Genomic DNA, 21,302 nt, shown 5'->3' with positions numbered 1-21,302 from the left:
ATTCAACCTTCTCTCGCTTTAGCTGCAGTTCCGCTTAGAAATTGACAAATGCTTTCAAATTCGTTACACTGGCAGAAATACTGATTTCTACTATGTTATATATCCAGAAAGGAGCTTTTATGAGAATCTGGTGCAAACTTTTTGAAAAAAATCATATGCTTAAAGACACAGTTATGGAGAACCATGATATGTCCATGTCCCGCACTGCCAAAGTATATGATTGTTTAGAACGTGCCTGTTATGAGTTTGACCTTGAAAAACCAATGTGGCTTGATAAAAATAAACGGGAGTTTATCAGCCATGCAAGGACTCGTTTTTATCAGGATAACTTTATTGAACACATTGATTTTGACTACCTTGATTTTCAGGTTATTGAAGAAGATTATTAACGCTTTTTCTCTATATGCATAACCTATAGTATGATTTCGATTTACAAATACTAGCAAATATAATTTCCTAAATATTGTTATCCTTATTGAGAAAAAGTTATTGATAATTTCTCCCCCATATGCTATACTTCCACTCAGATATTATTCCGTGAGGGAGTAGCGAGCGTTCTTTTATACGTTGGAACGTAACAAGTCAACATACTGGTGTAATCCACCTGGCTTGTTTTAAATTGCGAGACTCATGTATAACTGTGATAAGCTATACAGGGGTCTTTTTATATTTTTATGATAATTACCTGAGCATAGCTTATCGCTATGCTCATTTTTTTGCGTTATTATGATTAATGTACTCTCAGAATTTTTTGTGGAGTACATATTACAAACAGGAGGGATTTCTAATGACTTGGAGCTTACTATTTTTTACTACGAACATTTTTCTTGGGATTGGTCTGGCAATGGATGCTTTTTCTGTTTCCATGGCAAACGGTCTGAATGAGCCACATATGAACAAAGGGCGTGTATGCACAATTGCCGGAGTATTTGGTGGATTTCAGGCACTTATGCCACTGATTGGCTGGTTCTGCGTACACACGATCGCGGAATATTTTCAGGTATTTGAAAAGTTTATTCCATGGATTGCATTGATTCTTCTTCTTTTTATCGGCGGAAAAATGCTGATCGAAGGTATAAAAAACGACTGTAAAGAAGAAGTGTCCGCCGTCAGCCCTGGGGCACTGTTTGTTCAGGGAATTGCCACTTCTATTGATGCGTTGTCTGTTGGTTTTACTATCGCAGAATATAACTGGATCATGGCTCTTGCTGCTTCCCTGATCATTGCTATCGTTACCTTTTTTATCTGCATTGGTGGATTAATTATCGGAAAAAAATTTGGAACAAAATTATCCAACAAAGCGCAAATTCTCGGTGGAATTATCTTGATCGCCATCGGAATTGAAATATTTATCAGCTAATTAAATATTCATATTTATTTTTTGAAGAAATATATTATAAAAAGATTTTCTTTTCGGGAGCTTTTTATGAAAAAATTTCTTCTTTTTCTTTATATTTTTCCCTGTTTCATAATGTGTGGCTGTCATCCTTTTGCCCATAATAAAAATCCAAATTCTCAAAACAATTTTTCTTCGAAACGGTCTTCTTCCACTCGTTCCTCTATGGAATCTGTCCAAAAGGAAGCAGGTACTTCCACGCAGCCAAATAAAGCTGTTTCTTCTATTAATCCTGATACGCTTCCTAATAAAAAAATGGCATGGTGGATTAAACGAGAAGAAAACCATATGACCCCTTCTGCACAGGAAGAAGTAGACCTTTCCCGTTATGATGCCTGGTATGTAAAAACAAATCTAAAGGGCGCTGAAAAGCCAGTCTTTCTTACTTTTGACTGTGGATATGAGAACGGCTATACCGCATCTATTCTTGATGTGTTAAAGAAGCATAAAGCACCCGGGGCATTCTTCCTGTGCCGGCATTATATTGAGGATCAGCCTGAACTCGTTAAGAGAATGAAAAAAGAAGGGCATGTTGTCGGAAATCACACTTCCCATCATGTTTGTATGCCTGAAACAGATTCAAGAAAAGTTCGTGAAGAAATTACAGATAATGCAAATTATATGAAAGAAGCGACCGGATACGAAATGGATCGTTTTTTCCGGCCGCCAAAAGGAGAATATAGCGAACGTACCCTTCAGATTACAAAGGATGTCGGTTATACCACTGTTTTTTGGAGTATGGCATATCTTGATTATGATGTAGATAATCAACCGGGCAGTGATTATGTCATCAACCACTTTGAAAAATATATCCATCCCGGTGCCATTCCATTGATACATAATATATCAAAATCAAACGCTGAAGCTTTAGATACGGTTCTTACAAATTTAGAGCAAGAGGGATATACCTTCCACTCTTTATTTGATCTGAAAAAGGGTTAAAAATATTTCAGGCAAAGAACTCCTGCAAAACATCTTCTAACACTTTCTTTTCTTCTAAAGATACCGGCTCATCCTTTGCTTTCTTTTTGGTATTTTCTCTGGCATAACGAAGAAGACGGCGACGCTGTTCTCTTGTCGTTCCGTTTTCCAAATCGACTTCCTGACCTGCAATACTGTTCTCAAGAACATTTTGCAGGTAATCATTTATATTCATGATGATGCGGTGTTCTTTTGCATCTGCGCGGAGCAGAATATCAAGGAATATAAGACTAAATGCAGCAATCACCCCGGTAAGGTAAGTAATAATTACGCTGGTAAGTTCACCTCCTCCCTGTGAGACAGCCAGCGCTCCTGCCGCCCCTGTGATCGCGCATGCCGCTATTGCCAGGCGATATAAGGTTCTCCAAAAAGCACAAGGAAATCCACAAACTCTTTTTTTGCGAAAATACTTGTCCACAAATGTTTCCACGTTATTCACTTTGATATCCATTTCATGATAATCTTCATACTTCTTTTTCAGAGAAACAAGCCACTTTTTCTTCGTCTGCCCTATCCTCGATGTCGCACGTATCATGCTTCTGTATGATATCGTTAACACCGACCAGCTTAATATTCCAATAAAACAGCAGGTCATGATTGTTTTTGTAAAAACGGTATTACCAAGAATAAAATCAAACATTTTCTTCCCTCCCAAATATTTCAAACATTTTCATAATTTTAATTACAAATACATGAGAAATAATACAGTCCAGCGCAGACTCTTTTTCCGGTCAGAATTATGTACGGACGTTTCATTGCCGGGCCCCAGCCGAAACAATCTGCGAATCGGTATCTTGTCTGCCATGACTCACCTATTCCCGTTCTGCCTTGTGAAATCACTTTGCTCTGTCTGGATTGTGCCCCAATTATACAAAATGAAAATCCATTTGAAAAGGGGGATTCGTTCGTAAAAAAAATCCCCTCTCTGTCAAAAAGAGAAGGGATTCGAATACTTCTTTATGAAACTGACTTATTTGGACATCTTAAGAAACATAGCTGCCAGTAGCTTCACTGTGTGAACGATCGCCTGTTCTTCAAAAGTCTCGTAAGCAACCGGTGCACTGTTATCTGCCTTATCGGAAATTGCACGAATGATAACAAACGGAACTTTATTCAGCGTTGCAACCTGTGCCATGGAAGCACCTTCCATCTCTGCACAGTACCCATCATAATCCTTTACAAGTGCTGCCTTTGTATCATTATCAGAGATAAACTGATCTCCTGTTACTACTCTTCCAACAAAGCACTGGATCTCCGGATTCACGATCTCGCATGCTTCCTTCGCCATCTCCACAAGTTCCGTATCTGCTGTGAATACAGATGTTTCCATTCCTGGAATAACACTCTTTTTATATCCAAGACCTGTTACATCAAAGTCATGCTGAAGTGCATCGCTTGAAATAACGATATCGCCAACATTAATATCTTTGTAAAGACCACCTGCAACGCCTGTGTTGATAAGCATATCCACACCATAAATATTCACAAGAATCTGTGTACAGATTGCCATATTTACCTTACCGATTCCACTCTGAACAACTACGGTATCCTGATTCCAAAGCGTTCCCTTATAAAAAGTCATGCCTGCCATCGTTTTAGACTCGGCATCTTCCATCTGATTAATGAGAGAGGAAACCTCTTCTTCCATTGCTCCGATTACACCAATACAAACCATAAATTTTCCTCCATATACTATTCTAATACTTAATGTTTTATTTACGCTGACCAGAATCACGCGCCAAGTCTCGCGGCTGCTCGACTTGAATTTTAACTGCCATCAAAACAAGTAGACTCATTATAACACATTTTGCCCCTCCACGTCATTAGGAATTTGCCAAAGGGAAGACAGAGATATCTAAATGCTGACTACCCCATTATTACCGCCTGACTTAAGATGTCAAAGACGGAAACAGAAAAAAAGCACATTTTTTACATATTGCCTTTTCTCCGTTTCGTCAAGTACCCCAAATTAGGCATTTTTTCTCTATTCTTTTAAATGAAAAGATGATATACTGACATTAAATTTTTGAAAAATATTTTTTACATACAGGAGGAAACACGATATGTATAGTTACAAGACAAAGGGAACCTGTTCTCGTGAGATTCAGTTTGATGTAGAAAACAATATTGTGAAAGAAATCCGTTTTATCGGCGGATGCATGGGAAACACTCAGGGTGTTGCCGCACTTTGCAAAGGACGTAATATTGATGATATCATCAGCACATTAAAGGGAATTGACTGTGGTGGAAGAGGCACATCCTGTCCAGATCAGCTTGCCCTTGCTCTTCTTGCATACAAACAGCAGCAGGCATAGACTTCTAGATTTTAATTTATCTCAGGAGGGTTTTAAAAGTATGAAACGAATCGTTTTAACCGGTGGTGGAACAGCCGGTCATGTTACGCCAAATATGGCACTGGTTCCAAGTTTAAAAGAAGCCGGATATGATATTCAGTATATCGGCTCCTATAACGGTATCGAAAAAAGATTAATCGAGGAAATGGGAATTCCTTATCATGGAATCTCTTCCGGTAAGCTCCGCCGTTACTTTGACCCTAAGAACTTTTCTGATCCATTTAAAGTTATGAAGGGTTATTTAGAAGCTTCCCATATTATTCATAAATTAAAACCGGACATTGTCTTTTCTAAGGGTGGATTTGTATCTGTTCCCGTTGTTCTTGCAGCAAAAAGACGGCATGTACCTGTTATTATTCACGAATCTGATCTTACTCCGGGACTTGCCAACAAGATTTGTATTCCTGCAGCAACAAAGGTTTGCTGTAACTTCCCTGAGACACTAAAACACCTCCCGGAAAGCAAGGCTGTTTTAACCGGTTCTCCAATTCGTCAGGAGTTATTTTCCGGCAATAAAGAGGAGGGGCTGCGTCTCTGTGGATTTGATGATTCCAAACCGGTTCTTCTTGTAATGGGTGGAAGTCTCGGTGCTGTTGCAATTAATAATTCCATTCGTGAGAATCTAAATGAATTATTAAAACAGTTCCAGATTATTCATTTATGCGGACGGGGACACTATGATGCTTCCCTCGATGGTACAAAGGGCTATAAGCAATTCGAATATGCAAAAAAAGAATTAACACATTTATTTGCAGCTACAGATTTAATTATCTCCAGAGCCGGGGCGAATGCGATCTGTGAGCTTCTTGCTCTTAAGAAGCCTAATATTCTGATTCCGCTTCCTGCCTCCCAGAGTCGAGGAGATCAGCTTTTAAATGCTGCTTCCTTCGAAAAGTCCGGATACAGCTACGTACTTCAGGAAGAAGAACTCACAAGCAACACTTTGTTAAAAGCAGTGCAGTATGTTTATGATGAACGTGAAGAATATATTCAGACCTTAAAAGAAAGTAAACTCAACAGAGCCATTCCTATTATAATGAATTTGATTAAGAAGTATTCATAATCTAAAAACAAAAAAGTCCGACCCATACTACTCTTTAGAGCAAGTAGAAGATTCCTAACCGAATCCCCTCGCTCCCCAAAGACAGAAAGCGAAGAAACCACCATATATGGTGGTTTCTTCGCTTTCGTCTACCTCACCTCTATTTGACAAGATTTCATTGTTTCTAATGCACTTTTATGTTTTTCCGGTGTAACTCCTGCGCAGCAGCCAGCCGTTACAGATATCGGTACTTCCGGCAGAAATGCTTTTATAAGCAAGGCATTCGAAACAACACAAATGTCTGTACATAATCCAATAAGCTCTATAGACTCTATTTTCTTTTCTTTATGAAGTTCTTTTAAAAAGCCTGCCAATTTACGTGAACCGAAAGTTTCTTTTTCAAATATAGCTAATGCTCTTTTTGTATAGGGTTGAAGTTCCTCTATAATCTCATGTCCAACCGTTCCCCTGATACAATGAACTACCGGAAGATTCTGTCCTTCCTGTGTATTTAAATAATCTTCTTCGTGTGTATCTTTTGTAAAGATAATGTCCCCCTCAAAATTCTCGATCTTATCTTTAACAGCTGGAACAATAGACTGTGCTTCCTTCGTTCCAAGAGAACCATCCACAAAATCTTTTTGCATATCTACGACAATCAATATCTTTTCCATAACCTTCTCTTAAACCTCCTCTATTCCTTCACGTCCTATCTCTTAAGATTCAAGAATGCCCCGGCATACTTTATATTTCTAATCCGATTGGACAATGATCCGATCCCATCACTGTTTTATAGATTACTGCATCCTGGATTTTTTCTTTCCAACATTCAGATACTACAAAATAATCAATACGCCAGCCCGCATCTTTTTCCCTTGCTTTGAAACGATAAGACCACCATGTATAGGCACCAGCAAGTTCCGGATTAAGATAACGGAAGCTGTCAACAAATCCTGCATTTAAAAGTTCCGTAAATTTATCTCTTTCTTCCTGCGTAAAACCGGCATTCTTTTTATTTGTTTTTGGATTTTTAAGGTCAATCTCTTCATGTGCCACATTGAGATCTCCTGTCATAATAACAGGTTTTTCTCTATCAAGTTCCTGTAAATACTCCCTAAAGTCATCTTCCCACTTCATACGGTATTCTAAACGTTTTAATTCAGACTGGGAGTTTGGTGTATAGACTGTAACAAAGAAAAAGTCTTCAAATTCTAAAGTAATTACTCTTCCTTCCTGATCGTGTTCTTCTATTCCGATTCCATTCCACACTTTTATTGGATGTTTTTTCGTGAACACTGCTGTCCCTGAATAACCTTTTTTCTCCGCATAATTCCAGTAACATTCATAACCTTCCGGTGCAAAATCAATTTGTCCTTCCTGAAGTTTTGTTTCCTGCACGCAGAAGATATCTGCATCTGCTTCTTTAAAAAAGTCCTCAAATCCTTTTTTTACACAAGCTCGAAGCCCGTTCACATTCCATGATATTAATTTCATAATCATTCTCCTTTACTGGTCTGTTTTATTTAAGTCCATTTTTTATCTGGCTTTATTATTATCTAATTGGCATATTGCTTGTAAATGCCTTATTCATACTCCATATCTATTTTTATAGAATTGTCTTCAACAATTGCTTTTGCCTTGCTTCCACAGACTAATGGCATCATTGGAGGTAAATGTCCGATATCTAAGTCCATGATGATCGGTACATTATATTTCGATAAAATATCAATAACTGCCTTGTACTGATCGAGTCCGAAGAATTCTTCTCCATAGCATAATGGGCGACCAATCAGGAATCCTTTTGTATTCTGAAACCATCCTGCTTCATCAAGCTGCCATAAGGCTCTGCGAATTCCCATTACATTAAGATCACAGGCTTCTAAGAACCATACTACACCGTCTTCTTTATAAGTTTCATTGAACTGTTTTACCTGATCGAACTTTGTTCCACATAAAGTTGCAAGGCTGTCCAGACATCCACCCAACAGTCTTCCTTCTATTTGAATATTTTGCTTATTTTCTTTCGACAATCCGGCTTCCGGAGTCCATGTACAAAGAGCAAACGGTTCTGTTACGTTGTATGGTTCCAGAGGTTTTTCCTCTGTTTTTAATCCTTCTTTTTCCCATTTCTCATAATTATGAACGCTCTGATTGCTCCCCTTTAATATTCCCATGGCATCTTTCAGTGATTCATGCCACGGATTCATACCAAAGGCTGCCGCGCACGGTCCGTAAATGGCAGCCGTATCGCAAAGCGTTACCAAAAGAAATGTAAGATTGGTATTATCTGAATATCCCATGAACCATTTCGGTTCTCCCTTGCGAATCTTTTCAAAATCTACATGAGGCAGTATTTCACACATTAATTCTCCGCCGCCACAAGAAATCAGAACATCTACATCTTCTTTTGCATACCAGTCGTTGAATTCCCTGGCACACTTTTCCGGTGTATTACTGATTCCAATTCCACATCCTTCATAAACATTTGGTCCAAGACTTAAGGAATAGCCTTCCTCCATCCATATATTCTGTGCATTGGCAAACGCACTTTTATACGGTTCGATATTGCAGCCAAATGATGGTGCAACAAAACCGATTGTTCCATTCTCTGGTAAAAACTTTCCATATCTCATTATATTTTATTCCTCGATTTTCTTTTCACTACTGGTCTTCCTGCTATTTATTCATAATCGCATCAATCGCATCGATAAATCCTGCACGGATTCCTGCATGTTCTAATGCATCCACTCCACAAATCGTTGTTCCTGCCGGAGAACATACATTATCCTTTAATACACCTGGGTGTTCACCCGTTTCAAGCTGAAGCTTTGCACTTCCAAGAATCATCTGGGAAACCATCTCATATGCCTGTTTTCTTGGAACACCATATTTTACTCCGGCATCTCCTAATGCTTCGATGATAAGATCAATAAATGCTGGTCCGCATCCTGTAAGTGCCCCTCCGATTCCCATCAAATGTACTGGTAGTTCAATTACGATTCCCAGTGCCTCAAAAAGCTTCTTCACTTCTGCTCTCTCTTCCTCTAAAAGAGAATTCTTTTCTTCAAATAAAAGGACACCCTCTCCTACCATTGCCGGTGTATTTGGCATAATAAACTGAAGACGTGTACTCTCATCAAGAAATTCCTGATATTTATCATAATTCCATCCTGCCGCAATAGAAATTAATGCTTTTCCTTTTAATTCTTCTTTAATTTCAGAAAGGACTCCTTCTATCTGATATGGCTTGCAGGCCATCACAAGTGTATCTGTTTTTGCAACAAGTTCTTTTAATTCCCTGCATGGTGTAAAGCCAATCTTTTCTGCGTTTGCAACAAGCTTGTCATAATGTGGTGCATATGCAAAAACTTCCTCTTTCTTCATTAAGCCTTTCTGTATAATTCCTGCAGCGATTGCTCCTGCCATATTTCCCATTCCGATGAATCCAATTGTTTTCATTGTATCCTCCTGTCTGTTCATTTCGAGTATATTTATATGGTTTTCCCATAGTTTATCATATTTTTTTACTTCTCTCACTCCTTTTTCCTGTTTTTGTGGTATGATTCTAAAGAAACATTTTAACTTTACTATAATAGGATTTTTGCTATGAATAATATAATAAATAATACTCTCGTTTTCTTATGGGAACCTGCCGGGTCCGGGATACGACTTCTTCGCTGTTTTGGAAACAGCCCCGTATTAACTGTTCCCGACCAGCTAAACGGGAAAAAGATTACGGAGATTGGAGCCTATTGTTTTTCCCGCTCCCGTCCCAAATTCCCTGAGAAAATATATAAATCTATTTTTATCGATATAAGAAATGTGACTACTACACAGGAAAATGGGCTTTCATTCAATGAGCCTTCCTTTGATTTTTCTCTCTTTGGAACAGAACTTGATGGCACATTTCTTGAAGAAGTTACTCTGCCGGAGGAGATAACCACACTGCACAATGCTGCATTTTACAACTGTCGCAAGCTAAGGAAATTATCTGTGGGTACCAGGATTTCCGGTATCGGCAGCGATGAATTTATGAATGATAATCATCTGGAACACTTAATTATCCGCGGGAAGGATACGGAGCCAAGTGAATTATCCCTTATCTTAGAACGTATTGCAGAAAATATTACAGTTTCTTTCTACCCGAATGATTCATCCACTCCAGAAAGCATACTATTTTTCCCCGAATACTATGAGTGGCTTGATGAAATCTCTCCGGCCCATATCTTCAGCCGCAGTATTCACGGAGAAGGCTTCCGTATGAGAAAAAGTTTTGAAAACAGCGTTCTTAATTACAGAAAGTATGATTCCTGCTTTGATAATGCACTCACTGTCGAATCACCGGAATCTCTTTGTAAGATTGCTTTAAACCGTCTCCGCTGGCCTTCCGGACTGGAAAATATATTTAAAGAGAAATATGAAACTGCAATAGAAACACATTTGAATACCGCTTTTTCTCTTGCAATAAAATCAAAAGATTTTTCTCTTCTTCAATTTATCTGCGAGCATTTTTCTCCAGATATGACGGTGCTTTCTGAAGCGATGGAACACTGTATTGAAACTGACTGGAGTGAGGGAAATGCCTTTCTGATGGAACAGAAACATAATATATTTTCTGAAAAAACTTTTGAATTTGATCTTGATTTTTAGAGAGGTGAGCATATGACCCAGACAGAATGGGAAAATGAAATGTGCATTAAGATTCTTGATTTAATTGAGAACGAATTATACATCGACTTTCGTTATCTTGATGTCGCCATTTCCACTCTTATATTAACTCCAAAGGAATCTCTTCGTTCTACGGCAACCGATGGAATCTCACTCTTTTTTCCGCCGGAACAGATTTTGCGAGTCTTTCGTTCCAATCCTCTTTTCCTGAACCGAGCCGTGCTCCACAGCGTTTTCCACTGTATTTTCCGGCATCTGTGGATTCGTGGAAACCGTGATTCTGATCTATGGAACCTTTCCTGCGACATTGCTGTGGAATGGATTATCGATTCCTTTGACAAAAAAAGTGTAAAACGTGCATTATCCGGAATCCGGACAAACATTTATAATGATTTTGAAAAACAGAACATTCCTGTTACAGCAGCAAATATTTATCACTATCTTCTCTCCGATGTGACTGAAAATCCTGATCGGTTAAATCAGCTTACAATGGAGTTCTTTACAGATGACCACAGATTCTGGCCAAAAGATCCTTCCCGTTCTCCTTCCGCTGCAAAAGCCGGGCAGTCCTGGGATAAGATCAGCCGTCGAATGAAACAGGAATTAAATCTCCGGGGTGATCATACTGCCTCTGGTGCCGAAGCCATAAAAGCACAGATTAAAGAAGGCAAGAGCCGCCGTTCTTATAAAGATTTTCTGAGAAAGTTTACGGTTCTTCAGGAAGAGCTGCATTGTGATTATGATGAATTTGACTTAAACTACTACTCCTATGGTCTGCGACTGTATAAAAATATGCCATTAATCGAACCTTTAGAAAGTCGGGAAGTTACGAAAATTTCTGAATTTATTATTGTCATTGATACCAGCTATTCTACAAACGGTCCGCTTGTGCAGAAGTTCCTTCAGGAAACATTTCAGATTATTCAGGAACGTGACAGCTTCTTTCATAAAAGTCAGGTTCGAATTATTCAATGTGATAATCAGGTACACTCTGACACAGTTATTAAAGACCCACACGATATTCAGGCACTGCTTCACAACTTTGAATTAATCGGTGGCGGTGGAACAGACTTTCGTCCGGCTTTTTCTTATATTAATACGCTCCTCGAAAACGGAGAATTTCACCAACTAAAAGGGGTTCTCTATTTCACCGATGGAAAAGGGATTTTTCCGGCAAAAAGACCACCTTACGAAACCGTATTTTTATTTTTAGGAGAAGAAGAACACCCGGATATACCAGCCTGGGCTATGAAGTTAGTTTTGCATGAAGAAGATTTAACATGAAAGGATTTCATCTTATGAATATAAAAAAAGCAAAAGAAGACATAAAAAATACCATCCGTGCCTATCTAAAAAAAGACAACTACGGACAATACAGCATCCCTACCATTCGTCAGCGTCCTGTCCTGTTGATGGGTCCTCCCGGAATCGGAAAAACACAGATTATGCAGCAGATTGCCCAGGAATGCAATATCGGTCTTGTTGCGTATACCATTACCCATCACACAAGACAGAGTGCCGTTGGTCTGCCCTTCATCAAAGAAAAAACATTTGATGGCAAATCTTACTCTGTAACAGAGTATACAATGAGCGAAATCATCTACAGTATTTATCAGTACATGGAGGAATCCGGCAAAAAAGAAGGTATCCTTTTTATTGATGAAATTAACTGCGTTTCGGAAACCCTCGCGCCAACAATGCTTCAGTTTCTGCAATGTAAAACATTTGGAAATCAGGCGGTTCCAGAAGGCTGGATCATTGTTGCCGCAGGAAACCCGCCAGAATATAACCGAAGTGTTCATGACTTTGACTTCGTAACCTTAGACCGTGTTCGAAAAATCAATATCGAAGCAGATCTTGATGTATTCAAAGGCTATGCCAGAGCAAGACATCTGCATCCATTTATCTTAAGTTATTTAGAACTCCGTCCGCATAATTTCTACCGGACAGAAAATGACGTGGACGGTATCCAGTTCGTCACCGCCAGAGGCTGGGAAGATTTAAGCAGCCTGATTCAGACTTATGAAGATCTTTCTATTAAAGTCGACGAGGATATCATCCACCAGTTTATTCAGCATGAGGATATCGCAAAAGACGTTGCTGCCTATTATGATTTATATCAGAAATATCGGGATAATTATGACATCAGCTGCATTCTTACAGGACAGACCAGTGCTGACATCTACGCTAAACTGTTCCGTGCCTCCTTTGATGAGCACTTAAGCTGTGTAGAACTCCTTTTGAGTGGACTCCACAACTATATTTCCGAAGCCCTGACCGAAGATGCTTTAACCACAGAAGCCTATGAATTTTTAAAACACTATCAAAAAGAGTTAAAAGAAAACGGATCGTATCACACCCTTCTTCAGAGAAAAACAGAAGAATATGATCAGGAAAACAAAGCCGGACTCACCACCCCGGAACAGAAAAATTTCCAGTTAAAATTACTGGAATTACTTTCCACATGGACCTCGGACTCCACCCTCGCACCAAAAGAAGCCTTCCTCTTCGCCAAAACTGGTTTCGATAAACAATGCCAGCTTCGCACAGACACAATAAAAAAAGCATCTTCCGCACTGGAAAATGCTTTTACATTCATGGAAGAAGCCTTCGGAGAAGGTCAGGAAATGGTTGTATTTATCACTGAACTCACCATGGACCCTGACGCCTCACGCTTCATCACAGAAAACGGATGCGAACGGTACTTCAAATACAATAAAACACTGTTAGTTGGCAGTCGCAGAGCCACTATCTTAAAAGAACTCGAACATGACAGAATCTACTCCAACGCTATGGAATATGAATTCTAGGTTGTCAGCGCAGCTAACGTGATGAACAGACAGATGCCCCAGAGACTTTCCGATACGGTCAGTGGGCGTCTCGTTTGCCTTCGCAAACTAGAATTTTAAAGAATATTGCATCCAATAAAGGATATTCCTGCAGATATGAGGATTTTCCAAATAAGGTGTATGTTCTTGCCATTTTTCTGTAACTTCATTAATATAAGATTTACGGCAAGTACCAGCAATGTAATAATCAGTGCTATATTACTTCCGCTGCCTGCCTGAATCTGTCCGCAAATTCCAGATGTATACAATGATACAGCTACTGTAAGCAGTAAACCAGAAATAATCGGACGGATGAAGTGTTTTACTACAGCAAATATCTGAAGACTTTCGTACTTCTCATATACACAGAATACTAATTCAAAGATTGCTCCGGATGCTGCTACACTGCAGGCAAATCCCGAAAGTGCCACAAACAATCCCTCAATGATAGAACCATTCAGATTATATCCTACATCATATGCGATACCGGTAAGTATCTTACAAAGAATAGAGCCTGGAAGTGCGTTCGCTACTGATACTACATTTCCATAGAAATCTGCATTATTAATTACTCCGCCTTCTACAAATAATCCCTGTGCTACAGAAAGATAAGCATCTCCTCCACCAAAAGACATAACAGAAGATAACCATCCCATTCCGATAAATCTCAAAGCCTTTGCAGTTAGGAACATTGCCGGTATAGAAAATACTGCTACAAATATAAGCCAAAAACCTACAGATGTTACAAGTCTCTTTACCGGAAAAGCCTTTTTCTGTGGACTTTCTAATACGGACTGCGCCAAGCCAAGTACTGCTAATACTGCCATAAGTGCCAATATAAATGGTTTCGCTGCCAGTGGTATAATATGTGCACTTCCCACACATAATAGATAACACCCCGTAATGATCACCGCCGGTATCGATCTCCTTAAGCAACGGATATGTCCCTTTGTAAATAAGATTACAAAAAACGCAGCACCAAGTACCTGAATTGTTGAGAGTGCAAATATTGGTTTTATATTCAATCCAAATAACTGATAAATACTCTTTTCACCGGAAAGCAAAAATACTCCTAAAATAATCAGGCTATACAACTGTCCTTCTCTCTTGTTAACAGCCTGACGAACTGTTCCTAAAGAATAGGCTAATAAAGTTAATATAATAAATGCAGAAATTCCAACCGAAAGATAGTTAATCTGTGACTTTACCATACTTCCGGCACTGGAAATAACCGCCTGTAATAATACTGTTAACAATGCACCCGGTAATGCCATCGCTGTCGCCGCTGCCGCCATTCCTTTTAAACCGGAGGCCTGTCTTCCAATTCCTGTTGCGACTTCCACAGGAAGCGCTCCCGGTGTTATACTTGCGATCATTACATCGTCATTAAATTCTTCTTCTGATACAATCTTATCCTTCTCTACGACTTCTTCTTCAATTACCGGAATCAGGGCACTTCCTCCACCAAAACCGATAAATCCTATTTTTAGCATAGTCGCAGTCATGGAAATAAACTTTCTCATCTTTATACTCTCATCACTTGTTTTTACTATTTGTCTTTTGTCTGATATCTGTATTGCTGTTACATTCATAATATTATATTGCCTTTCATTATATATGGATATTCAAAAAACTGCAATGTAAAAATTTTCTAACCACCATTTGACTTACACGTATCTTTTTGATTTTCTTTATATTACCTCATATTTCATATTATTTCAATAGGAAATATATGAAATATTTTTGAATCCACTTTTACCAGGCAATATAAAAGACCAAGGGTATGGATTTACACCATTTGAACTATACCCTTGGTCTTTTTGCATTTTTAATATTCAAGAATGTCGAGTCATTCTTGTTCCAGAATACGTATCATGCAATACATAATATCCTTCTACTGCGCATCTTTTCCAGTAATATGTCTCCATTTTCTGCGAAGACGGAACCAGAGAGAAGTCTGCTCTAATTCAACAATCCTTGCTCTTAACTCTGCATCTTTTTCTATTCGTTGTGCTTTTTCTTCTTTAACCTTCGCCTTTAACGCATTAAGTTCTGCAAGTTGTGCCTCACACTTTTCATTAAGAAGATTCACCATTCTACCGTATACAAGTATTACATCACAAAGCAACTGATAGGTATCTACCTGATATTCTGGATAATCCTTTATATCATCATAGAAAAGTCTGCCATCTTCTCTCCCTAAAAATTCTTTTGCAACCATACTATTTGAAGAATTAAAATGCTCCATAAATTCTTCTTCTTCACCCGGTTTAAAGAACGTATACTTTTTGTAATTATGTTCAAAGATTTTTTCATCCTGAATATTCTTCATATTACTGATTAATAAATTCTTATTACTCTTAAATTCAGGCAAATTATTTAAAATCTCTTTTATTTTTAAATAATCCCCTTCAAAGCTAGTATTATAAACTGCTTGTTCTACGACAAATCCATCACTCATTTTAAGATTAAATATATTCAGAAAATCTTCTTGTATTGTATGATTCTCTCCTGTAAACTGTTTTTTCTCAAATACACGGATAATTAATGCTTCTTTTCCAAATATACTTGCAAGCATATGCATATATTCATAATAATCTAATGGATATTCTGTAAATATCGGAGATTCTAAATATTCATGGAAATTATATTCTTCTCCTTCTTTTATCTTCTGAGCCCAATGTGACTGAACAAATAAATTCTGGCGGCGAAAATATACAACAATCTTAATATCAAATCCGATTCTCTTTAAATCTTTATTTAATCTTTCCCAGAAATTCTCACGATCTGTAATACTCTGCTTCCAGATTCCTTCATCGGATAAAATAATTTTAGAAAACTTCTTTCCAGTTTCTTCTAGTTTTCTTAAGCCTTCTTGATAATCTGCTTCTTCCTTTTCAGGAACTCTGTTACCAAACTCATCTTTATAATTACCGGTAACTAAAAAATGACCATTTCTGTGTACACCTAAACCAGTGTATCTAAATCCAAAATCCGGATAACAAATTCCATGTTGTTCCAGCACTTCCTCATTTGCTGGCAAAAAATTCTGTAACGCAGTTGTCCCAGTTTTAGGTGTTCCAATATGCAAATATAGAGTCGGCATTTCTCTCTCCTTTATCTGTGAATCTATCATTAAATAACTCTTAACCTAACTTTTCTTCCAACTGTGCCATAACATAATCTACACTATCTTCAAGGCTCTTTCCTGTCGTATCAATCGTAACTTCCGGATGTTCCGGTGCTTCATATGGGCTGGATATGCCTGTAAAGTTCGGAATTTCTCCTGTTCTTGCCTTCTTGTAAAGGCCCTTAACATCACGCTTTTCGCACTCTTCTACCGGTGTACTTACGTATACTTCAATAAAGCTGTCTTCTCCAATAATCTCTCTTGCGTTACGTCTGTCACGTACATATGGGGAAATAAACGATGTAATTACAATAAGCCCGGCATCATTCATCAACTTAGCCACTTCTGCAATACGACGAATATTCTCGATACGATCTGCCTCTTTAAAGCCAAGGTTCTTGTTCAATCCCATACGTACATTGTCCCCATCTAAAAGCATTGTATGCTTACCAAGAGCCACAAGACGCTTCTCCAGCTCATTTGCAAGAGTGGACTTGCCGGAACCGGAAAGACCGGTAAGCCAGATGGTCTTAGGTGTCTGTCCTTTTTGCTGTGCGCGGAATTCTCTTGTAATATCCATCTCATGCCATGTAAGATTATCTGTACGTCTTAAGGCATGCATGATAACACCACAGGCAGAAGTCATATTCGTAATTCTGTCAATAAGAATCATGGAGCCTAATGCATGATTGTCTTTGAATTTCTCAAAAACAATCTTATCAGAAACTGCAATATCACAGGCTGCGATTTCATTCTTATAAATAGCATCTGCATGTACTTCATTCCCTGTATTAACATCAATCTTATACTTAATGTTCATAACAACAGCCGGAATCATCTTTGTTCCAAGTTTTAAAAGATAGTTCTTACCGGCAACAAGATGTGTATCATCCATCCATAAAATCTTTGCTGTAAACAGATTACCCGTCTTTGGTTTCGCATTATGAACAAGAACACAACCTCTTGATACATCAACTTCTCTGTCAAGAGAAATGGTTACTGCATGTCCACGACTACTTTCTGTCACTTCTTTACCTGCATCAAGAATACCCTTTACTTCTGCCTTCTCATTAGATGGCAGGGCAATAATCTCATCTCCAACCTTGATCTGGCCTGATTCAATCTGACCCTGGAAGCCGCGGAAAGTTCGGTCAGGACGACACACTCTCTGCACCGGCATCGTAAATCCTTTTTCAAGAGAATCATCATGTACCTGAATGTTTTCAAGATATGTGAGAAGAGACTCTCCTTTGTACCATGGCATCTTTGTTGACTTCACAGTAACATTATCTCCCTCTGTTGCAGAAACTGGAAGAATCTTAATCGATTTATAATCATACTCTGCTGCCATCATCTTGATTTCGCGCTCAATCTTCTCAAAACGATTTGCATCATAATTAATTAAATCCATCTTATTTACCGCAAATACAAAATGCTCAATTCCCATTAGCGAACAGATTCTTGTATGACGTCTTGTCTGTACAAGAACGCCCTGTGTAGCATCTACAAGAATAACTGCAAGCTCTGCAAAAGAAGCTCCTACTGCCATATTTCTTGTATATTCTTCATGCCCCGGTGTATCCGCTACAATAAAGGAACGATGTTCTGTTGTAAAATAACGATATGCGACATCGATCGTAATCCCCTGTTCTCTTTCTGCCATTAAACCGTCAAGAAGAAGCGAATAATCAATTGCTCCACCACGGGAACCTACTTTACTATCAAGTTCTAATGCTCTTTTCTGATCTGCAAAAAGTAACTTTGCATCATAAAGCATATGTCCAATCAAGGTAGACTTTCCATCATCTACACTGCCGCACGTAATAAACTTAAGAAGACTGTTCATATTAGAAATAACCCTCCCTTTTTCTCTTCTCCATACTGGCTGCTCCACCGTCACTGTCAATAACACGACTGGTTCTCTCCGAAGATACTGCACTTAATGTCTCATCAATAATAGCATCTAAAGTATCTGCATCACTTTCGATTCCACCAGTTAATGGGTAACATCCAAGTGTACGGAAACGAATCTTTCCATGCTCAATCTTTTCTCCCGGTTCTAATCTCATACGATCATCATCAACCATAATAATATTGCCGTTTCTTCTGACAAAAGGTCTTTCTGCTGCAAAATATAATGGCACAATATCAATCTTCTCACGCTTGATATACTGCCAAATATCCTTTTCTGTCCAGTTAGAAATAGGGAATACACGCATCTCCTCGCCCTGATGGATTGTTGTATTATAAAGCTTCCACATCTCCGGGCGCTGATTCTTCGGATCCCATGCATGACTGGAATTACGGAAGGAGAAAATCCGCTCCTTCGCTCTGGATTTCTCCTCGTCTCTTCTTCCGCCACCGAAGGCTGCTGTAAAACCATATTTATCAAGCGCCTGCTTCAAAGCCTGCGTCTTCATAATATCTGTGTAAGAAGAACCATGGTCAAATGGATTAATCCCCTTCTTAACCCCTTCTTCATTAATATACTCGATCATATCAAGTCCATATTTCTCAGCTATTTTATCCCTGAATTCAATCATTTCCTTAAACTTCCATGTAGTGTTTACATGTAAAAATGGAAACGGTGGCTTTTCTGGATAAAAAGCCTTTAATGCTAAATGAAGCATTACAGAAGAATCTTTACCAATAGAATAAAGCATTACCGGCTTCTCACATTCTGCTACAACTTCTCGCATAATGTATATCGCTTCTGCTTCCAACTCATCAAGATGGGTCATATCACTCATTATACTTCTCCTTTATAATTATATTTTATCTCTTCAGATATATTATAAACAATTCAATCTTTATCTACATCAGAACTTTACTCTTATTTGGTTCATTTGCAACTTATACAGACTGAATTTATTACAAAACTGTTACATTATATCTTATTATATAAGTATTTCTCTAAAATCGCAATAATAAAGTTCCACGAATGTTTTCCATAACTTCCCGGTTTTTTCTACGGATTAGGCATTAAATACAGTGGAATTTCAATATTTTGTTCCTTTACCTCAAAAACAACCTTCACCATATGAAAACGACGGTCCCTTGTATCCGTTACCGTAACAGGAAATGTAAAAAATTCATTTTTCTTTTCTGTGCTGATTTCAATCTCTTTACAGAAAATCTCTTCTTCTTTGTACAAAATATGCAATACTGCAGAAGCCGGTAATATCATCTGCATCGGCTTTAAATCCCGTATACTTTCCTGGCTTTTAAAAGCGAGCATCTTCGCACCTGTCTCCCATTCCTTTTCTGGAAAAAGGCAAAAATCCATACAGAATTCCTGATTTTTGATTACTTTAAGAGGCATCGCAGCAAAAAGCATATAGCTTTCTGCATTTCCTGTTAATAATTCTCCTGTTTTATATGACTCATTTTTCTTTTTATGCTGTTGCCTTTCTTTTTCTTCAGGCTCACTTTCTTCATCCGCTAAGATTTCCTCTAATTCATCCCACGCTTCTCCAATCCAACGTTTCACATTCTTTCGGTTACTTTCTCTTTTATCTTGCGTTTTTGTTACCTGATTTGTATCTGATAAATTGGCAGTTAATTTTACGTCTTTGATTATGATGTCCTCATCCCTGCCACCATTTTTTCTATAACAATGTGGGCATTTGGCAAAATACGCTTTATCATAATAATGCCCATATTTACATTGTGTAATCTTCATTTTCTAATTCCTTTCAATCCCACCGAAGGCTAATCGGAAAAAGCAGGGCATCTCTTCTTCTGAAATGTCCTGCTTTTAAACTCATCTTACCTTATCAAGTTCCTTTCATATTATTATATGCTATCATTCACCAATCGCACTAATAATCATGTCAACACATTTATCCTTGCCAATCATTCCACTGTCCAGCATCATATTATAGTCGTGATAATCGCCCCATTTTCTCCTAGTATAGAAACGATAATATACCCTTCTCTTATGATCTCTTCTCTGAAGGAACTTAATCAATTCGTCTCCCTTCAGTTCAACTCTGTCCGCTACATTCTCCGCTCTCTTTTCAATATCTGCCTTGATAAATACATCAAAACTATCAATATCTGCCTGCTCTAAAATATAGTTTGAACATCTTCCTACAATAACACATGGACCTTCCTGTGCAAACTTCTTAATAATCCTGCGCTGAATCTTAAAAATCTTATCCTGAGGATCCTCTGCATAATAATAGCTGTCAAAAGGTGCGGAAGTTCCAAGTAATACAGAAGAAAGTGTACTGTATTCGCCATGTTCTTCTATAAACTCTTTCGTAAAGCCACTCTCTGCAACAGCTTTATCCACGATCTCCTGATCATAAAACGGAATATTCAAACGCTTTGCTACTTCCATTCCTATATCATGACCGCCACTTCCAAATTCTCTGCTGATTGTTATAACCTTCTTCATAAATATCACCCCTTTCAATACTATGTACTCTCGGAGTCTTTATTGCACTTACCTTTGTGAGTACATCACCAAGACACACTATCGACATAGATAATTATGCATATCTTTGTTTATATTGTAGCAATATTTATGCAAAAAAACAAGCATATTTCACAATTTTTCTGTCTTTATACACCTTCTGTCTTCCTTATTCATACAATAAAAAAAGTGTACTTTTTCTTTATTCACAGCTTATACTTTTTCATAACATAATCTTTAGATAATTTTTTCTTTTTGTCGAAATATATAGACAATTCGTATCTATTATCTATTTTCCCTTAATATTTTGTTGTTTTTCGTCGAATAAAATGTTAAAATTAAACTCTACAAATAAAAAGGTAGTGTAAAGTAGCCTATGAAAAAATGGAGCTGAAAAAAAGGCTCCATCGGAACCTTGAAAATTGCAGATATGTTAGCTTTCGGCAGCGTACGCCACCCTTGACGGCACACCAAAACAATGCT

At 38.1% G+C, this 21,302-nt stretch carries 20 protein-coding genes; 8 read left to right on the top strand and 12 right to left on the bottom strand.

Going from position 1 to position 21,302, the window contains the following annotated elements; translation table 11 throughout:
* Positions 1–119: 119 nt before the first annotated feature.
* From FYJ25_RS13380 to FYJ25_RS13370, 3 genes are all read left to right on the top strand, one after another.
* Entirely contained in the window at positions 120–389 is a 270-nt protein-coding gene (locus tag FYJ25_RS13380) for a hypothetical protein (RefSeq protein WP_021906988.1), read from the top strand.
* 398 nt (positions 390–787) lie between these two features.
* Positions 788–1,360, top strand: a complete 573-nt coding sequence (locus FYJ25_RS13375) for a manganese efflux pump MntP (protein WP_154581509.1) — start codon at positions 788–790, stop codon at positions 1,358–1,360.
* 66 nt (positions 1,361–1,426) lie between these two features.
* On the top strand, positions 1,427–2,338 hold the full coding sequence (locus FYJ25_RS13370) for a polysaccharide deacetylase family protein (RefSeq protein ID WP_243145752.1): 912 nt from the start codon (positions 1,427–1,429) through the stop codon (positions 2,336–2,338).
* Between the two features lie 7 nt (positions 2,339–2,345).
* On the opposite strand, the gene FYJ25_RS13365 is transcribed toward FYJ25_RS13370, so the two are convergent.
* Together FYJ25_RS13365 and FYJ25_RS13360 are read right to left on the bottom strand one after the other, a co-directional pair.
* A complete protein-coding gene (locus FYJ25_RS13365; RefSeq protein ID WP_021906985.1) occupies positions 2,346–3,017 on the bottom strand; it encodes a hypothetical protein in 672 nt (223 codons plus the stop codon).
* Positions 3,018–3,347: 330 nt separating this feature from the next.
* Entirely contained in the window at positions 3,348–4,052 is a 705-nt protein-coding gene (locus tag FYJ25_RS13360) for a 5'-methylthioadenosine/adenosylhomocysteine nucleosidase (RefSeq protein WP_021906984.1), read from the bottom strand.
* Positions 4,053–4,440: 388 nt separating this feature from the next.
* On the opposite strand from FYJ25_RS13360, the gene FYJ25_RS13355 reads away from it, so the two are divergent.
* Both FYJ25_RS13355 and FYJ25_RS13350 read left to right on the top strand, forming a co-directional pair.
* Positions 4,441–4,692, top strand: a complete 252-nt coding sequence (locus FYJ25_RS13355) for a TIGR03905 family TSCPD domain-containing protein (protein WP_021906983.1) — start codon at positions 4,441–4,443, stop codon at positions 4,690–4,692.
* 40 nt (positions 4,693–4,732) lie between these two features.
* The gene (locus FYJ25_RS13350; RefSeq protein WP_021906982.1) at positions 4,733–5,794 is read left to right on the top strand and encodes an undecaprenyldiphospho-muramoylpentapeptide beta-N-acetylglucosaminyltransferase; all 1,062 of its coding nucleotides are present in this window, start codon (positions 4,733–4,735) and stop codon (positions 5,792–5,794) included.
* Positions 5,795–5,922: 128 nt separating this feature from the next.
* Here FYJ25_RS13350 and FYJ25_RS13345 read toward each other — a convergent pair whose 3' ends face one another.
* The 4 genes from FYJ25_RS13345 to proC all read right to left on the bottom strand — a co-directional run bounded on the left by FYJ25_RS13345 (position 5,923) and on the right by proC (position 9,232).
* A complete protein-coding gene (locus FYJ25_RS13345) occupies positions 5,923–6,447 on the bottom strand; it encodes a cysteine hydrolase family protein (protein WP_096238944.1) in 525 nt (174 codons plus the stop codon).
* 70 nt (positions 6,448–6,517) lie between these two features.
* Positions 6,518–7,267, bottom strand: a complete 750-nt coding sequence (locus FYJ25_RS13340; RefSeq protein WP_096238943.1) for an exodeoxyribonuclease III — start codon at positions 7,265–7,267, stop codon at positions 6,518–6,520.
* Positions 7,268–7,356: 89 nt separating this feature from the next.
* Positions 7,357–8,406 carry a S66 family peptidase gene (locus tag FYJ25_RS13335; protein WP_154581508.1) on the bottom strand — a complete coding sequence of 350 codons (1,050 nt, stop codon included), beginning with the start codon at positions 8,404–8,406 and terminating at the stop codon, positions 7,357–7,359.
* A 43-nt stretch (positions 8,407–8,449) separates the two neighbouring features.
* Complete coding sequence (gene proC, locus FYJ25_RS13330; RefSeq protein ID WP_154581507.1) at positions 8,450–9,232, bottom strand: pyrroline-5-carboxylate reductase; 783 nt, start codon at positions 9,230–9,232, stop codon at positions 8,450–8,452.
* Between the two features lie 147 nt (positions 9,233–9,379).
* On the opposite strand from proC, the gene FYJ25_RS13325 reads away from it, so the two are divergent.
* Genes FYJ25_RS13325 through FYJ25_RS13315 form a run of 3 tightly spaced genes read left to right on the top strand, consistent with a single transcriptional unit; the run spans position 9,380 to position 13,251 of the window.
* The gene (locus tag FYJ25_RS13325; RefSeq protein ID WP_154581506.1) at positions 9,380–10,423 is read left to right on the top strand and encodes a leucine-rich repeat protein; all 1,044 of its coding nucleotides are present in this window, start codon (positions 9,380–9,382) and stop codon (positions 10,421–10,423) included.
* A gap of 12 nt (positions 10,424–10,435) precedes the next feature.
* Positions 10,436–11,725, top strand: coding sequence for a vWA domain-containing protein (locus FYJ25_RS13320; protein ID WP_154581505.1), 1,290 nt, complete (start codon positions 10,436–10,438; stop codon positions 11,723–11,725).
* A 14-nt stretch (positions 11,726–11,739) separates the two neighbouring features.
* Positions 11,740–13,251 carry an ATP-binding protein gene (locus FYJ25_RS13315; protein ID WP_154581504.1) on the top strand — a complete coding sequence of 504 codons (1,512 nt, stop codon included), beginning with the start codon at positions 11,740–11,742 and terminating at the stop codon, positions 13,249–13,251.
* Between the two features lie 95 nt (positions 13,252–13,346).
* Here FYJ25_RS13315 and FYJ25_RS13310 read toward each other — a convergent pair whose 3' ends face one another.
* The 6 genes from FYJ25_RS13310 to FYJ25_RS13285 all read right to left on the bottom strand — a co-directional run bounded on the left by FYJ25_RS13310 (position 13,347) and on the right by FYJ25_RS13285 (position 20,801).
* Positions 13,347–14,792, bottom strand: a complete 1,446-nt coding sequence (locus FYJ25_RS13310; protein WP_167513836.1) for a chromate transporter — start codon at positions 14,790–14,792, stop codon at positions 13,347–13,349.
* A 371-nt stretch (positions 14,793–15,163) separates the two neighbouring features.
* Positions 15,164–16,375, bottom strand: a complete 1,212-nt coding sequence (locus FYJ25_RS13305) for a hypothetical protein (RefSeq protein WP_154581502.1) — start codon at positions 16,373–16,375, stop codon at positions 15,164–15,166.
* A 40-nt stretch (positions 16,376–16,415) separates the two neighbouring features.
* Complete coding sequence (cysC, locus tag FYJ25_RS13300; protein WP_154581501.1) at positions 16,416–18,245, bottom strand: adenylyl-sulfate kinase; 1,830 nt, start codon at positions 18,243–18,245, stop codon at positions 16,416–16,418.
* 1 nt (position 18,246) lies between these two features.
* Positions 18,247–19,149, bottom strand: a complete 903-nt coding sequence (gene cysD / locus FYJ25_RS13295; RefSeq protein WP_147608252.1) for a sulfate adenylyltransferase subunit CysD — start codon at positions 19,147–19,149, stop codon at positions 18,247–18,249.
* Between the two features lie 218 nt (positions 19,150–19,367).
* Positions 19,368–20,081 (bottom strand): hypothetical protein, encoded by a 714-nt coding sequence (locus FYJ25_RS13290; protein WP_154581500.1) that lies wholly within the window; start codon positions 20,079–20,081, stop codon positions 19,368–19,370.
* Between the two features lie 123 nt (positions 20,082–20,204).
* Positions 20,205–20,801, bottom strand: coding sequence for a cytidylate kinase-like family protein (locus tag FYJ25_RS13285; protein WP_021906972.1), 597 nt, complete (start codon positions 20,799–20,801; stop codon positions 20,205–20,207).
* Positions 20,802–21,302 lie beyond the last annotated feature (501 nt).

It is taken from the genome of Anaerobutyricum soehngenii, assembly GCF_009697165.1.
Classification (GTDB): Bacteria; Bacillota; Clostridia; order Lachnospirales; family Lachnospiraceae; genus Anaerobutyricum; species Anaerobutyricum soehngenii.
The sequence above is the reverse complement of the archived record's forward strand: the minus strand, read 5'-3'. Positions and strand labels throughout refer to the sequence as shown.